This is a genomic window from Shewanella sp. ISS20 (assembly GCF_056522965.1).
The window spans coordinates 2,632,500-2,648,687 of the sequence record NZ_JAWRZK010000001.1 but is presented as its reverse complement, the minus strand read 5'-3'; the positions used below and the strand labels follow the sequence as shown (position 1 = coordinate 2,648,687).

The 16,188-nt window shown below is 46.4% G+C and carries 14 protein-coding genes; 8 read left to right on the top strand and 6 right to left on the bottom strand.

Annotated features, from left to right (window positions below; genetic code table 11):
• Positions 1–14 precede the first annotated feature (14 nt).
• Positions 15–2,552, bottom strand: coding sequence for a UvrD-helicase domain-containing protein (locus AC1HDP_RS12015; protein ID WP_479638949.1), 2,538 nt, complete (start codon positions 2,550–2,552; stop codon positions 15–17).
• Positions 2,553–2,754: 202 nt separating this feature from the next.
• Here AC1HDP_RS12015 and AC1HDP_RS12010 point away from each other — a divergent pair, with 202 nt between their 5' ends.
• The 6 genes from AC1HDP_RS12010 to AC1HDP_RS11985 all read left to right on the top strand — a co-directional run bounded on the left by AC1HDP_RS12010 (position 2,755) and on the right by AC1HDP_RS11985 (position 9,084).
• A complete protein-coding gene (locus AC1HDP_RS12010; protein WP_479638948.1) occupies positions 2,755–3,489 on the top strand; it encodes a VP0952 family biofilm-associated protein in 735 nt (244 codons plus the stop codon).
• A gap of 213 nt (positions 3,490–3,702) precedes the next feature.
• On the top strand, positions 3,703–4,356 hold the full coding sequence (locus AC1HDP_RS12005; protein ID WP_479638947.1) for a helix-turn-helix transcriptional regulator: 654 nt from the start codon (positions 3,703–3,705) through the stop codon (positions 4,354–4,356).
• A 141-nt stretch (positions 4,357–4,497) separates the two neighbouring features.
• Complete coding sequence (locus AC1HDP_RS12000) at positions 4,498–5,025, top strand: hypothetical protein (RefSeq protein ID WP_479638946.1); 528 nt, start codon at positions 4,498–4,500, stop codon at positions 5,023–5,025.
• Between the two features lie 49 nt (positions 5,026–5,074).
• On the top strand, positions 5,075–5,761 hold the full coding sequence (locus AC1HDP_RS11995) for a fimbrial biogenesis chaperone (RefSeq protein ID WP_479638945.1): 687 nt from the start codon (positions 5,075–5,077) through the stop codon (positions 5,759–5,761).
• 49 nt (positions 5,762–5,810) lie between these two features.
• Positions 5,811–8,234 carry a fimbria/pilus outer membrane usher protein gene (locus tag AC1HDP_RS11990; RefSeq protein ID WP_479638944.1) on the top strand — a complete coding sequence of 808 codons (2,424 nt, stop codon included), beginning with the start codon at positions 5,811–5,813 and terminating at the stop codon, positions 8,232–8,234.
• Entirely contained in the window at positions 8,221–9,084 is an 864-nt protein-coding gene (locus tag AC1HDP_RS11985) for a hypothetical protein (RefSeq protein ID WP_479638943.1), read from the top strand. The genes AC1HDP_RS11990 and AC1HDP_RS11985 overlap by 14 nt, the downstream gene beginning before the upstream one ends.
• Before the next feature lie 113 nt (positions 9,085–9,197).
• On the opposite strand, the gene AC1HDP_RS11980 is transcribed toward AC1HDP_RS11985, so the two are convergent.
• The 4 genes from AC1HDP_RS11980 to AC1HDP_RS11965 all read right to left on the bottom strand — a co-directional run bounded on the left by AC1HDP_RS11980 (position 9,198) and on the right by AC1HDP_RS11965 (position 12,481).
• A complete protein-coding gene (locus tag AC1HDP_RS11980) occupies positions 9,198–9,437 on the bottom strand; it encodes a hypothetical protein (RefSeq protein ID WP_140930017.1) in 240 nt (79 codons plus the stop codon).
• A 195-nt stretch (positions 9,438–9,632) separates the two neighbouring features.
• Positions 9,633–10,988, bottom strand: a complete 1,356-nt coding sequence (gene gorA / locus AC1HDP_RS11975) for a glutathione-disulfide reductase (protein ID WP_479638942.1) — start codon at positions 10,986–10,988, stop codon at positions 9,633–9,635.
• A 119-nt stretch (positions 10,989–11,107) separates the two neighbouring features.
• Complete coding sequence (locus AC1HDP_RS11970) at positions 11,108–11,632, bottom strand: hypothetical protein (RefSeq protein WP_479638941.1); 525 nt, start codon at positions 11,630–11,632, stop codon at positions 11,108–11,110.
• 141 nt (positions 11,633–11,773) lie between these two features.
• The gene (locus tag AC1HDP_RS11965; RefSeq protein WP_479638940.1) at positions 11,774–12,481 is read right to left on the bottom strand and encodes a hypothetical protein; all 708 of its coding nucleotides are present in this window, start codon (positions 12,479–12,481) and stop codon (positions 11,774–11,776) included.
• Between the two features lie 283 nt (positions 12,482–12,764).
• Here AC1HDP_RS11965 and prlC point away from each other — a divergent pair, with 283 nt between their 5' ends.
• Positions 12,765–14,813, top strand: a complete 2,049-nt coding sequence (gene prlC / locus AC1HDP_RS11960; RefSeq protein WP_479638939.1) for an oligopeptidase A — start codon at positions 12,765–12,767, stop codon at positions 14,811–14,813.
• 163 nt (positions 14,814–14,976) lie between these two features.
• The gene (locus tag AC1HDP_RS11955; protein ID WP_479638938.1) at positions 14,977–15,507 is read left to right on the top strand and encodes a thioesterase family protein; all 531 of its coding nucleotides are present in this window, start codon (positions 14,977–14,979) and stop codon (positions 15,505–15,507) included.
• 16 nt (positions 15,508–15,523) lie between these two features.
• Here AC1HDP_RS11955 and AC1HDP_RS11950 read toward each other — a convergent pair whose 3' ends face one another.
• Positions 15,524–16,171, bottom strand: a complete 648-nt coding sequence (locus tag AC1HDP_RS11950; protein WP_479638937.1) for a glutathione S-transferase family protein — start codon at positions 16,169–16,171, stop codon at positions 15,524–15,526.
• Positions 16,172–16,188 lie beyond the last annotated feature (17 nt).

Sequence of the window (16,188 nt, the reverse complement as noted above, 5' to 3'; positions counted from 1 at the left end):
GATTAATGCCGCGATTAAAGCGGCATTTTTTTGAGCGCAAGTTCTGCAATAAATTCGCTCGGTTGCTCACTGTCACTGAGCAAATACACTTGCTCCTTAGCGCGGGTTAGGGCGACATACAGTAAGCGGCGCTCTTCGGCAAAAGGGTAAGCTTCTTTTGGCGGCAATAAGGCATCCAGTAATAGCGGTGTCACTTGGCGGGCTGGCAAGCCAAACTGACCGCTAATGAGCGGCGAGATAATCACAATATCGGCTTCCATCCCTTTACTGGTGTGAATCGTCATGGCGCTAATCGTTAAATTTGGCCACTCTCGTTGCCACTTTTTAAGCTGCGCCGCGTTTGGTAAATGAAAGCGAAAGCGGCTGAGGATTAACACGCTGCGCGGCGCTGTTTTGCCAATAGTGCTATGTCCACCATCCTTCACGGTACTTGCGTGCTGCGCCAATAACTTAGTGATGATTTCAAGGCTTTGCTGCTGAATATGCGGCGCGCTAATTAAGCTCACTGCACTGGCTTTGCCTTTGCTTAAGCACTGAATTGATTTAGCAATTTGCTGCGGATTAGTTTGCACAAAGTTGCTGGCCACCGCGGCAATACGCTCATTAAAGCGAAAGCTAGTATCTAGATGATTGATGCTGCTATCGCCAAATTGAGCGCTAAAGTGGCGGGTGTAATTTACATCCGAACCCGCAAAGCGATAAATAGCCTGCCAATCATCGCCCACACAAAAGAGTGAAGACGGCTTAACGCTGTTACGAAGCGCTAAGATTAATTGCGCCCTCGGCGCTGAAATATCCTGAAATTCATCCACCATGATAAAGCGCCATGGGCTAACAAATTGGCCACTAGTGACATACTGACAGGCGCGGATAATCATGTCGTCAAAATCAATTTGATTGGCTTGCTTAAGGTGCGCTTGATAGCGGCTCACTAAGGGGCGTAGTAGTTCAAGCTCAGCCAATAGCGGCGCTTTATTGGTGCCTTGCCCTAAGCGCTTGAGCCAGCGAGCTTTTGCCTTACTATCATCGAGCCGATGCAATTTAAACAGCCCAATTTGCCCTGCCAATTGCCTTGCTAGTTGCGCCATTAACGGCTGGGCTAATTGGCTATCCCTTAGCCAGTGATTGGCGGGGATGGCGCTAGGCTCTATGCCTAAGCGGGCTAATGCCTTGATGAGTGCAGGCAGTAATTGCCTTTGCTGCGCTTGGTAATAATATAAATCGATATGGGGTGTTTGCTGCTCTTTATAGCCATTAATGGTTGCCGCAATTTGCCCCTGATAGTGGGCATTATCCACATACTCTGGGCTGCGCTTGGTTTTATCTAAGCTAAAGAAATGCAAATACAACCCAAGCTGAGGTAAATGAAAGCGACTGAGTTCATTTTTATGGGCGGCTTGATAGTGATAATCGATTTGGCGGCTAAATAGCCAATTAGCGAGCACGCGCTCGCTAAAGTTCGCGACCTTGTCCCCCTTAAGGCTCACGATTTGCTGCTCGTTTAAGTAGTTTTGATGATCGCTACTGGATGCAAAATCATGGGGGTGTTTTTCAAGCAAATGCCAGCGCTCAAAATACTCTTGCACTTGAAAGCTATAGGCTGAGTCTTGCATCAAGTTGGCTAATTCTGCCTTAACCCAATCATGCAATCCTTGGCTATCTTGCTGCCACGGGCTCAAACTTGGGGCTTGCCCTTCTACTTGCTGAATGATGCTAAGCCCTAAACTATGAAAGGTAGTGGCAAGCACGGCCGCGCCTTTAAGCTTATCTTGAATGCGAATGGATAATTCATTGGCAGCATCTCGGCCAAAGGCCAATAACAGTAAATCCTCTGCTTGCGCTTGACCACTTGCCAGCAAATAAGCGCTACGGCCCACCATAACGCTAGTTTTGCCGCTGCCAGCGCCTGCTAATAATAAGTTATTGTGCTCATCAATAATGCAGGCGCGGCGCTGACTTAAGGTCAGTGGCCGACTTTCTATGCTATCAAACAGTGATTGAAATTGACTGAGTTGACTCGCCACAAAGCGTTCTTGCTCGGCTTGCCTATCAGCCCTTGTCCAAGCGGCAATAGTCAGTAGCTCTTGAATGGCTAGGGCTAGTGGCTCGTCTATCACTAAGCGGCTATTTTTAATGGCGATATCAGCCAGCTGCCATTTATTTTGCTCTTGGCGCGCATATTCATGAAGACGCTGCAAATGACTATTTCTGGGGTATTGCTGCGATAAACTTGGGCGTAGGTGTTCAACAAATTTAAGTAAGGGTTGGCGCTGGGCTTGCAACCAAAAAGTTAGCATTGGCTGCAGATAGGTTTGCTCGGCGCCATAACTGACCATGGCAATTTGCCAGGTTTTATCGGCGCATGGCAGCTGAATAATCCAACCAAATAAACTTAAATGCCACTGCGGCGGGGCTATGAGGCTGCGCCAACTAAGGTCCATCATTTGGCCTTGAGATTGAAACCTAATACCGGCCTGACTGATGCTTAACGCCGCGCTTGGGGCTCCGCAAATTCGGCCTATGTGGCTACTAAAAATAGGGGTGACGGGCACGGAAAGTCTTATACCAAAATCAATTTGGCAAACTGTGGCGAGTTTTGACTCCTAAAGCAATCAATAGTGAAAATGGCAGGTGTGAATGGAGAAATTTTAGCCGAGCTATTTACCGCACGCCTTAGACTAGCTATGTTCAAATAGAGACAATAATTAATACCTTAGCTTAATTTGTGTAACCCATTAAGGCAGCGGAGGCGCAATGACTTATGCCATAGGATTTTGGCTCGCAGCATGCAGTTTGAGTGCTATGTTGGCCTTAGATTTGGGGATAGATCCCTTGGCGATGCCGCAATGGGTCGCGGTATTGGTTGCACTCTTGTTTATGCCAAGGGCTGGAATGGCTTGTGGCGCTTTGCTGCTGGGGATGTGGGTCTATATCAGCACCTTAGATCAACAGTCGTTAGAGATGAGCTTGAGTGTGTGGGTGATGGCGCCTGTCATCATGCAAGCCTTAGATCATCAGCGTGTCTGGCAATTTCGCGCCTTGTTGCTCACTATGGCCTGTTCATTATTTTTAGGCTTAACAGTGTTGCAAGCCGAAGGGCGATTAGCCGGCGATGCGACGGTGACGTTATGGCAATTGTTCGCCATAACACTCTTGTGTTTAAGCGGGCGTTATTGGCAACCCACCGAAATTGCCAATCCTTGGTTATTGCTGCCCTTAATAGTGTTGCTCGGCTTAGGTCAATTTCAGCCATTGCTGTTAACGCTTAAGCTGATGGCGCTGATCTATTGTTTGCAGCGGCTTAAAATGCTGACAGTTCCTGACTATTTACCTGCAATCACCCAAGCTATGCCCATCATGGCCTTTGTTGGCTTAACCGCTACTGTGGCTGGCAAGATTCCGGCGCCCATACTCTTAGCTTGGCTATTAACCTTAGTGTTCGTATGGCTTGGCGATAGGGTATATACCCAAGAGCAAACCGAAGAGTAAGTATTTGTCAGTATCCAGCCACCAAGCAGCCTATCGTTCGGCCGATAGCATTAATGAATGCTAACGGCTCCATTGCCGCTTCTGCCGCGCAGTTTGTATCAAAATGTATAATTGTTAGTACCTTAGCCGTTAATTCCTTGTTGCCATCAGGTTGATGGGGTATTGTGCGGTCAATATTTATGCATGTATTGAAAGTTGAACAGGATGAAGGTTATGGAAAACCGAGTCATTTATATCGCCTCTGCTGATGCGGGATGGCTGAATATGGTGGCCGTGGGCATGGCAAGTATTTTTGAAGAAATTCAATTTACTACTGTGAATGATGTTCAAGGGTTATGGCACCTGCCGTCCTCGGCGTTGGTTATTTATGATAAAGCTAGCCTAGGTAATCCCACGGCATTATTAATCAATCCACGCGAGCGTGGTGGTAAGTGGTTAATAGTTAATGCTGACAGCCTTGATGAAGAGAGCGTGCCTGGGCTCATTTCTTTAGGTTTCTCAGGGTTAATTGTTAAAAATCAAACCTTAGAGCGGATGCCGCGCGCCATTCGTACCTTAACGGCTAATGAGTTGTGGTTTAGTCGCCATGCCATGTCATTATCTCTCAAGCAAAACTTTAATTTATCGCCGCAACCTACCAATGCTATTCATGTGCTTAGTGCTAAGTACAACTTGTCGGTGCGCGAGCAACAAGTGTTTTTATGTTTGGTGCAAGGGCAAGCCAATAAAGACATAGCGCTTGCCATGAACTTGAGTCCAAGCACCATTAAGTGCCATGTGGCGAGCATTTTGCAGAAAACTGGCAAGCAAGGACGCAGTCAAATCAGCGCCTTATTGTTAGAGGGCTCGCTTGAGTGTGTGATCTAGATCACGCTTGACTTGCTTTAGTTATTTATTCGGCCTAAGGGCGGTGTTTGATTGGCCATGTGACCGATACTAAAATGGATGCCTTGTAAGTATATTGTATGAAAATCAAAACCATACATTACTTGGAATGGAGTCCTTAAAATGAAAGCTTTAACTGTGAGTGTGATCTTAACTGCTATGTTGTCAGCAAGTGCTGGTGCTGCAAATTGGTCGAGTGAAGCTCGTGACAACGACGGCCAAACACAGTTTTACGTCAACCTGCAAGGTGACGTACCGCAGCGTTGTCGTATGATCACTCAACAAAAACTTACCATAGATATGGATTTAAAAGAGGGTAAAGCAAGCCAATTTGAATTCAAAGCTTGGTGTAATGTTGATAGCCGCCAAGGTAAATTAGTGGTTGGAGCTTCTCCATTCATTAACAATAACCAAAAGGATATCATCCCTTTAGCGGTTGAATTTGAGGATGCTAAAGGTCTAATTGATGCAAACAGTCACTCATCTTCAGCAACAAATTACCATGCCATCGATGCTAACTTTGCGGTGAGCAATGCCACAGCACTCGATATGGGTGACATGAACGTACTGAAAATCAAACCTGTTGTTAATGGTTGGGAAAAAGCGGGTACCTATAAAACCAATATGTATGTATCTCTGTACCCACAATAACAATGTAAAGTTGTAAATTAGGGGCCGCTAGGCCCCTTTTGAGGTTGATATGCGCTTAACAACTCTTTTACTCAATGCTGTATTGTTGTTCTCTCCTTTGGCTCATAGCTTTGAATTATTTCCCATGGTCGATTTTATTAGCGATCAAGGCCAACAAAGCGAGCGTTTTTTTAAAGTCAACAATACCACTGACAAACCCTTGCCTCTTGAAGTGTTTATCCAACAACGCTTAGTGACTGGCGAAGCCAATGAGCAATTACAAGCGACTGATGACTTTATGGTGTTCCCTCCGCAAGTGCTTATTCCTCCAGGTAAAACTCAAACCGTTAAAGTGAAATATATTGGCGCTCCTGTGGCCGAGTCGTTGTCATATCGCGTGGTATTTAGTCAGCTGCCCATTGCTGATGATGCCAGTGAAAGTAGCATTAAAATGCTGTTTCAAATTGGCGCCTTGCTGTTTGTGACGTCGGATAAATTGCCGCAACAATTAACCACAGAATTAACTGCTAACCCTAATGAATGGTTGGTTACTAATACAGGCGCGGGCGTATTGACCTTGTCGGCAATGACCTTTGGCGCTAAGGCTGGCAAGCAAAGTTACCGCTGGACTTGGGATGACATTAAGACCTTAGTTGAGCGCCAGTATTTAGCGCCCCGCCAAAGCGTGCGCATCAATGCTGTGAGCTTATTATCAAACAATGAGCAATTAACTCAGGTTGAAGCCTCGGGATATTAGGCCTGTATTAGCGCACCAGTAAGGTGCATTAGGCTGACAAGGAAAGTGAATGAAAGGTGGGATCGGGCTAAGTATTATCTTTGCCTTGATGTTATCCCCCTCACAGGTCGGGGCTATGACTATGTCGTTGCCGTTGTGGGTGGGGGAGCGTGAACTTGGTGAAATCCCCGTCACCCTCTCTGGAATGGAGGTGAGTGCCGTGTCCTTGACTGCGCTGCAAGCCAAGCTTGGCGGCCGAGTTGCAAGTCACAGTTGGCAAGCGTTAGCTGCGCAAGTGGCAACACCCTCTAGCGCTATGATCCCGTTATCGGAACTATCCAAGGTGGGAATTAAGGTGCAATTTGATCCGCAAACCTTAGCCCTATCTGTGGCCATAGCTCCCTCGACTATGGGGGATATAGGAGTAAATTTTGGCGAAGAGTATGCTGAGTTTATTCCAAGCCGCAGTAGCCAATTTAGTTGGCTTAATAGTTTAAATTTCGCCCATACCGAAGATTGGTTAGGAGATAATCAAACTTCTAATTCAGATATAGATTGGTTGGCACAATTTAATCTTGGTGGCGTGAATGGACTGAATATCTCTACCGCCAATTACTTTGAAATCAATGATCAACAAAGCCAGTATTTGCGTGGGGAATGGACGGCTTTTTATGATGCGCCGCGTTTACCGCTGCGAGTATCGTTAGGCGATGTGACCTCGGCGACCTCAGGGTTTTTATCTAGCCTTAGTCTTGGCGGTATCGCGCTTTTTAGTGATTATGCCAATCTTCAACCCGATCGCGTCATTGGCCCGAATAATCAACAAATGTTGATACTGCAAGAATCAGCTGAAATAGATATTACCGTTAATGGCCAAGTTATTTATAGCGGCCGCCAAGACGCCGGACGCTTTAATCTCGCTAATTTACCGTTAAATAATGGCGCCAATGACATTATTGTTTATGTGCGTTACTTATCGGGGCGAACCGAAACCTTAACCTTTAGTCAGTTTTATAACAGCACTTTATTGCAAGAAGGCATAGTAAATTACGCCTTTAGCTTGGGCGCACCTTCTATTTATGGTGATGAGGGCATTGAGTACCTCTCAACCTGGGCCGCAAATGGTTTTATTGAGTATGGTTTCACATCTTGGCTCACCTTAGGGCTGAATGCTACGGCTGCTGAATTTGGTGAAGGCCTTGGCGCTACCGCAACCTTTGGCACTGAGTACGGTAATTTGAGCTCGAGAGCGGCGCTGAGTAATGGCGATGAGCTTGGCTCAATCTACGCATTCAACTTTGAAAGCACTATTGTTGGCGCGGCGGTCAATCAGAGCCCGAATCTTAGGTTAGGCCTTGAGTTTGCTGATGGTTTTAATAACTCGCCTTGGGATGACACGGCTTTGCCACAGACTTATCAGCGCGCATTGGCGAATTATATTTGGACCATTAACGATGCTTGGGATGCGAGTATATCCGCTTCCTATTACCGTGCGTTGTTAGCCGATAAGCAGCTTAATGGCACAGCGCAGGTCAATTGGCGCTCTGGCAATATGAATGTCGGGGCGGGCATCACTTATAACAATAATGACAATGTCTCTAATGCCGATACCCAATATTTTTTGACCTTTGATTGGTACTTATCCCTTGCCGATAAAGGCCTAAGTTTAGGCACTAGCTATAACACCATAGATAATCGTTCGCGCTTAGATATTTCTCGCATCAATAACGATCGGGTCGGCGACATGGGCATGCGGGCGCAGTTAGAGTATGAAGATCAGCGCGACCGCGAATTAGCGCAAGTCAGCTATACCGGCAACCGAGCGCGCTGGGAGGCGGAAGTTCAGCGATCTCAAAGTAATAATGGCAACAGCGATGCCGGTTATTCTGCATCGATCCGCGGTAATACCGCCATAGGTATTGCGGATGGTCATGTTGGTTGGGGCCGCGCGCAACTGGGACCATTTTTAGTGGCTAAGCTGCATCCCACGCTGGCAGAAAGTGAGCTGCAAATTGAAGTTAATCAGTCCGGGCAATATACGGCCGCCGCTTCAGGTACTATTCCTGCGCTATTGCCGTTAGATATAGCTTACACAGCCAATGTGATTGATATTAATGTTCCTAATGCGCCCTTAGGTTATGACTGGGGTGAGAGCCGCTTAGATATATCCCCGGGCGCGGCCACGGGTCATGTGGTGGAAGTCGGGTCGGATAGTTCGTATACCGCTATGGGCACCTTAGTTAACAACAACGCTGAACCTTTAGGTTATTTACAAGGTGACTTGATTGCTAATGGTCAGGCATTGGCTTTCTTTACCAATAAATCTGGGCGTTTTTATATTGCTGGCGTAAGTCCTGGAGTTTATGAGATGCGCCTGCACACTGCGCTATGCCAGAGCATGAGCGTGACAATCGCACCAGGAGATTCAATTCTGATAGACATCGGCACTTTGTCCATGACTTGCACCAAGGAGAATGATCATGAAAGCCATTAACATCTATGGCGTATGGCTTGGATGCCTACTCTTTTGCTCGAATGCGTTGGCTGAATGTGATGGTCAATGGCAAGTGGATTTTACTCCCGCGGCCGCGCAAATGGATACTAAAGGACAAGGGGTGTGGATACCCGCGCATGTGAGTGTCGATCGCGGCCTGAATACCTGCGCCGAGCAACTCTTGCTGCGCCAACCTCAAAGCGGACCATTAATGCTACAAGGCCAAAGTACTATGGCCGAGTATCAGTTGATGCGAGCGAATCGGCAAACCCTCAATCAAATCGGGCGTGATTATTTTGTGTTGCCAGTGCAAGGCATGCATAAGGTCGACTTTTGGGTGTATGTTGCCAAAGGCCAATTACTGGAGCCTGGCCGCTATCAAGGCCTGCTCGATGTGAAATTGCAAGGCGCTAAATTGGGTGAGCAAAGCTGGCAGCAGCACGCGTTTGAATACACAGTCACGCCCTTTGTGCGAGTTAAGTTATCTGGCGTGAGTGGTCAGTGGTTGCAAGCTGTCGGCACCTCAGTGCATGTTAATCTTGGTGATTTAAGTCAGCGTAATCAAAGAGAGCTGCCTGTATATGTAGAAAGTAATACCTTAGTGAGTATGCGGGTGTCATCCAAACATGCAGGCGCCTTAGTGCATACCAGTAACGCCCAAAACCGCGTACCCTACAAAATGTTATTTGCTGGCCAAGAAATAGTGCTGACCAGTGAAGCTCTGCTAGATATTGCCCAGCGACCGTTAATGGGTAAAAACGTGAGCTTAGTGTTTGAGAATCAAGCCTCACCGTTTGCGCGGGCAGGCCACTATGAAGATGTAGTGACTGTGAGTATTTTTGCTAGGTAGTAAGACTAAGCATTTTTGTTAGATAGTAAGAGCATTGCGGCTTGATGGCGGCTAAAGGCTTGCCATCAAGCGTATAGCATTAGCGAGTTAACCGCGTGCTTAAAATGTTAAGATTACGCCCGCTTAAGCGCATCAATTTCACGGCGCAATTGCTGCTGTTCATCCACGGCTAGAGCTTCTAGCACTTCAATCCGCTCCCTTAGTTTCGCAATTTCTTGTTTTAACTCATCTTGACTGGCCTGCTGCTTACGATTGTTTTTTTGCTGTTGAGTTTTCATTTTCATAATCGAAATGAGTGCCCCACACACAATAGCCACAATCGGGATCAGTAACGCTAACGTTGCGCTATTCATAGCAATACTCCAAGGATGTAGATAAAAACCAGTATGGTGCTGACAGGGGTAATTCACCAGTTGCTAAATACTGCAAGTGGTAACTAAGTGTGTTTTGTTTATGGCGGCTCAGGCTATCGCCTTGAGTTATTAAGAAGGGATATGTGGCTATAAAAAAGCCGCTATTAAAAGCGGCTAAGAGAGTCAAGGTTACGCTTAGCGCATAGTGACAAATTCTTCGGCGCCCGTAGGGTGCAGCGCGACGCAGGCATCAAAATCAGCCTTAGTAGCGCCCATCTTAATAGCAACGCCAAAGCCTTGCAGTATTTCATCCATACCAAAACCTATGCCATGAATACCAACTACTTGCTCGTTATCGCCAGCGCATACCAGCTTGAATTTACATTCTTGGCGATGAGCGGTAACGGCGGTATACATGGAGGCAAACGTAGAGCGATAGACTTTAACCTGATCACTGCCAAACTTTTCAATTGCTTGCGGTTCAGTTAAGCCCATAGTGCCAATCGGTGGGTGGCTAAATACTATGGTAGGTACATTGGAGTAATCCATCTTAGCGTTCGGCAAGTTACCAAATAAACGCTCAGATAACAGTCGTCCCGCTTTAACGGCAACAGGGGTTAATTCAATGCCGCCGGCCATAATGTCGCCGACACAATGTATGCCTGCTGCCGTGGTATTTTGATATTCATCTGTGATCACAAAGCCATGCTCATCAAGCTGAACTTGGGTGTGTTCTAAACCTATGTTGTTGGTCGACGGTGTGCGGCCAATGGCCCAAATCAAGCAGTCGACATTGTGCTGCGAACCATTCTCTAAGGTCAGAGTTAAGCTGCCATCGGCTTGCTTTTCTACCGACTGCGGCACGCTATTGGTGTGCAGTGTCGGGCCGTTTTGCGCCATAGCATTGACCAGAGCTTCACTAAGCAGCGGATCAAAGTTACGCAGTGGCATGTGCTTACGCACAAATAAATGGGTTTCGCTGCCAAGGGCATGCAAAACGCCTGCTACTTCAACGGCGATATAACCCGCGCCAACTACAGCCACGCGCTTAGGTTGCGAGGTTAAAGCAAAGAAGCCATCGGAATCAATACCATGCTCAGCGCCAGGAATATCTGGGAAGCTTGGGCTGCCACCCGTCGCAATTAAAATGTGTTTAGCTGTGTAGTGCTGACCATCGACTTCGATAGTGTTGTCATTGATGAAGCGGCCGAACCCGCGCATCACAGTCACTTGATTGCTAGCCAGACCGCGATCATAGGCACCATGAATACGGTTAATATAGGCTTCACGGCTATTGACTAAGGTTTGCCAGTCAAACTTATTCACTGTGACATCAAAACCATAATCTTTGGCATATAAGTGCATGGCTTCAGCGACTTGAGCGCCATACCACATGACTTTTTTCGGTACGCAGCCGACATTGACACAAGTGCCGCCTAAAGCTTTAGCTTCAATCAATAGAACCTTGGCGCCACGCATTGCCGCGCGATTGGCTGAAGCAATACCGCCACTGCCAGCACCTAAGCATATATAGTCAAAATGTTGTGTCATTGGATATCTCCATCCTTGCGACTAACGAGCAATAATGGCTTATTGTAAGTAGGATAAAAGCAAAATGATAGCCGCGCTGCGTCACCAGCCTTAGCGGCTAAGGCCGATGGTGCTTACTATTAGTGGCTGAATGAACAGACCTGACGTTGCTTTAATGTCGGGCCATCGCCACTGCAGTCTAAACAACGCCATTCTTGTCGGCGCTGGCGGAGCTCGGCAGGTTGATGACCAAAGGCTTGTTGCTGTTCATTTAACAGTTGTATGCGGTTATTGAGCCAACGACACGAGGGGTCATTGGCAAATGTCGGACTCACAGTCGCGCTGCTGGTTGTGCTAGTGCGAGTTTGCGGCTGTTTATACCTAGATTGTTGAGAGTGAGACTGTTGATATTGAGGCTGGCGCGGGGATGTTGGCTTTGGTGATATTTTGGGAGCGGGCAGTATTAGATGCGGTTGATTATTCGTTGGGACGATTAGCTGGCCATTGGCATCGCGTGCGCCTTCTTGTCGCAGTGGATAATCAGCCTTGAGTACGGTTTTGGGGTCAGCGGCCATTGCTGCTGTGGTAAATAATAGTACTACCGTTATTAGCCCTAACAGCGTTTGCGGTTTACGTGCTACGTTGAATAATCTTTTATATCCCAAAACAGACTCCAACTCGTTAATTAATTCGAGTGTAGTCGATTAAGCCATTAATATTCTAAATCTAGATCACGGCTTTATTGGCTTATTGATTATCAAACTGCTCTATCAGCGTTTGATAATCAATAATTATTACCAATGAAATTACATCGCCCAGCTCAAATTAATGCCGGCCCAAGTTTCATCTTGGCTGGCGTGTTTTTCGCCTGTGATTTCAGTTTCGCGATCCATGGCGTGGCCTGCAAAGACTTGATTGGCAGTGACGCTAACGGTAAGGTTTGGCTGAACCGTAAACTGAGCCCCGATAGTCAAAGTGGTGTTATCTGAGCCTTCATAGTCATGATTCACATAACCATAGTTAAAGCCTTGGACGGCGCTGGCATATAAATAGGTCGCTGCGGTGGGGTGGAATCCAGAAGTCAGGCCGAGCTCTAAATAACCGCCTTTACTGACGGTTGAATATTGATAGTTGATGCTAGGGGTTAACCATTCAATGCCGTTGTATTCCATGTTGGCGATAAAGTCATTGTCGGTATATCTGTCATCGCCATAACCTTCCACCTTTTGATAGGTCAGGGTAGTGTTGATGTCGTAGAAAGTGGGCAGGTAATATTCGACGCCAATGTCCATTTCAGTGTAATTAACGCTATCACCGCGACCGACGCTGATATAGCTACCGAAGTTTTCACCGGAATATGAAGCATTGCCCCAAAAAATACCGCCTTTAGTGAGTTGGTCGCGACCTTCTGAAATATATTTTGAATCCCATTCAGTGCTTAGGTTGATATCGCCAGCCATGGCGACACTGCTAATGCATGATCCTACTAATACAAGCGCGATTGGTGTTTTCATCGAAATTATGTCCCTGTTAAACTGATAAATGTGCCTAAACAATGATTAAATTATAGGAATGATAACTATTATCAATTGTGATATCGGTTTGGTTTTTATCATTCTTAATGATTTTTAATAAGCAGCAGGGGCGCGAGAAAGGTGTTTCATAACTCGGTAAAAGTTGAAATCAACCTGGGATACGGCAGCAAATAATCTTGCTATTCCCCTTTGGCGGCTTGATTATTACCGATCGCGCCCTTATTTATACTGTTATCACCAAAATTTCATCTGAGGGAAAGGAATGAGTAATCCATTACTTAGCAACACAGATCTACCCCAGTTCTCGAAAATCAAACCTGAACATATACAACCGGCCATCGAGCAAGCCATTGAAGATTGTCGACGCTTGGTTGAACAAGTGGTCTCAGGAACTGAGCAATTTACCTGGGCAAATCTTGTGGCACCTCTTGAGGCAGCTGATGACCGTTTAAGTAAAATGTGGTCGCCTATTTCTCATATGAACTCAGTCCTGAGCACTGAAGAATGGCGTGCCGCCCACGATGCCTGCTTACCTTTATTATCTGACTATGGAACATGGATAGGCCAACATCAAGGTCTGTACCAAGCATATAAAGCGCTGCATCAGTCGCCGCAATTTGCCCAATTATCGAAAGCGCAGCAAACCAGCATAGAACATAGCCTCAGAGATTTTGAGTTATCAGGCATAGGCTTAGATGACGCAGGTAAAAAACGATACGGCGAAATTGCTAAGCGCTTATCAGAAATCACCAGTCAGTTTTCAAACCAGTTATTAGATGCCACTGAAGCTTGGCAAAAGCAGATAGTCGATGAAACGCTATTGGCGGGCTTACCAGAATCGGCAATCGCCGCCGCTAAAGCCATGGCTGAAGAAAAAGAGTTAAGCGGCTGGGTATTTACCTTAGATTTCCCGTCTTACATGCCGGTGATGACTTACAGCGATAACCGCGACTTACGCCAAGAAATGTATAGCGCCTATGTTACGCGCGCTTCAGATCAAGGGCCGTTTGCGGGTCAATACGACAACTCAGCCTTAATGGATGAAATTGTTGCGCTGCGCCATGAACTTGCCAATTTTCTGGGTTTTGCTAATTACGCTGAAAAGTCGTTAGCCACTAAAATGGCCGACACTCCAGAGCAAGTCATTAGTTTCTTAAATGAATTAGCGCTGCGCAGTAAAGCTCAAGGGCAAGCTGACTTAGCCGAGCTTAAATCATTTGCTGAGCAAACCTATGGTGTGACTGAGTTAGCCTCGTGGGATTTAAGCTATTACGCTGAGAAGTTACAAGAGCATAAGTACGAAATCTCTCAAGAAGAATTGCGCCCTTACTTCCCTGAAGACAAGGTATTATCAGGCTTATTCTTTACTGTGTCGCAGTTGTTTGGTCTGCGCATTGAAGAGCAAAAAGACGTTGATAAATGGCATAAAGATGTGCGTTTTTTCCACATTTATGATGCTAGCAATATTCTACGTGGCAGCTTTTATTTAGACCTCTATGCTCGTAGCGGTAAACGTGGTGGCGCTTGGATGGATGAGTGTAAAGTTCGTCGTCTTGACGGTGAACAGTTGCAATTACCTGTAGCGTATCTGACCTGTAACTTTAATGCGCCCGTTGACGGTAAGCCTGCCTTATTTACCCATGATGAAGTGACTACCTTATTCCATGAATTTGGCCATGGCATTCATCATATGCTGACTAAGATAGAAGTTGGCGGTGTGTCTGGCATCAACGGTGTGCCTTGGGATGCCGTTGAATTACCTAGTCAATTCATGGAAAACTGGTGCTGGTCAAAAGAAGCGTTAGTTGAGATTTCTGGTCACTATCAAACCGGCGAGCCATTACCGCAAGTCATGTTAGATAAGATGCTGGCGGCTAAGAATTTCCAATCTGCCATGATGATGCTGCGTCAAATCGAATTGTCATTATTTGATTTCCGTCTGCATTATGAATATGACCCAGCGCAAGGCGCCAAAGTGCAAGCGGTTCTTGATGATGTGCGCAAGCAGGTGGCTGTGGTATTCCCGCCTGCGTTTAACCGCTTCCAGCATAGTTTTGCCCATATTTTTGCGGGTGGTTATGCGGCAGGTTACTACAGCTATAAGTGGGCAGAAGTGTTATCGGCTGATGCTTTCTCGCGTTTTGAGGAAGAGGGTATTTTTAACCCGCACACCGGCGCCGACTTCTTAACTCATATTTTAGAAATGGGTGGCAGTGAAGAGCCGATGGAGTTGTTCACGCGTTTTCGTGGCCGCGAGCCGAGCATTGATGCCTTGTTGCGTCATTCCGGCATCATAGAAACCCAAGACTAAGTCATTCGCGCGAGTTTCATTGCTATGACTCTTATGCCAGTGCTCGCACTGGCATTTTTTATGGATAAATGTGACTGATTTCACACTTGTTGTGTGGTAAGACCTCTGTTAGCCTGTGAGCCTTTGGCTAATAGTTAGCTTTTCACCTTTGCAAGGACGTTCCATGAACTTATATTTTCGCCTGATATGGCTGTTTTTGTGGCGAGTGCGCCACAGTGGCAATATTGGTTTTTTGGATACCAGCAGCATTAGTTATCGCGCGCTGCCAACAGATTGCGATATCAATTTTCATCTCACTAATTCCCGCTATCCAGCCTTTATGGATTTAGCCCGTACTTACATGCTGGCTGACATGGGCTTATTAAAAAAATTCCTCACACTTAAGTGGATGCCAATAGTCAATGCGGCGGAATTTACTTATATCAAGGACATTAAGCCGTTGGCTAAATTTACTATCGATACTAAGTTAGTCGGCTGGGATGAAAAGTATTTTTATATTGAGCAAAGGTTCGTAAGTGAGCGCGGATTGCACTGTATTGCGCATCTGCGCGGAGTATTTGTGTGCGATCGTCGCCAAGTGCCAATCGAAACCTTAGTGACCGCAGCCAATTATCATGGCTCGGCGCCGGAGTTACCGCCAGAAGTGGTTAAGTGGAAAGAGTTTTTACAGGTGAAAAAGCAGCAAAATACTTAAAAAATAGCTGCTGCAATTAGCTTAATGGCGGAATGGCTAAGCCTGCTGCATGAGCCGAGCGAGCTTGCTCAATTTCATCACTGACTAGCATCCAAGCGCCGCGCACTAAGCTTTGCTGGCGATAACGGCTTAAATGTTCCAAGTCGCGAATTTCATTCAGTATTAGCGGGTGGTGTATGCAGGGAATGAGCGCGCAATCGGCTAAGGATAAGCTATCACCACATAGCCAATAATGCGTTGTCAGTTGCTGTTCAAGTCGCAGCAGGAATTGGCGTATGTTCCTAAGCTGCGCTTGTTGTTCTAGTTGATTGTTGGTGTTGCTGTGTTTGTCATACAAGCATAAACCTTCATTGAGTTCAAAATCCACCAATCTATCCCACAGCCGAGTGGCAAGATTATTGGCCTGTTCGCGCAATAGCAGCTGAGTGTAATTGGGAAAGGTGTTATCTAAAAACTCGATAATAATGGTCGATTCTGGATAGAGTTGGGTGCGCTGATAACGCAGCAAAGGCAACTTACCTGTGGGGGAAAGTTGGCGATAATCTTGGCGCGCCAGTGGATCGCTAAGCTCTATAATGCGCGGATAAAAATTGGCTTGTTTTTCATAAAGCGCAATCAATACTTTTTGTGAGTAGCGAGACAAGGGATGGTAATACAAGTCCATCTGGCAGGTCTCCTGTG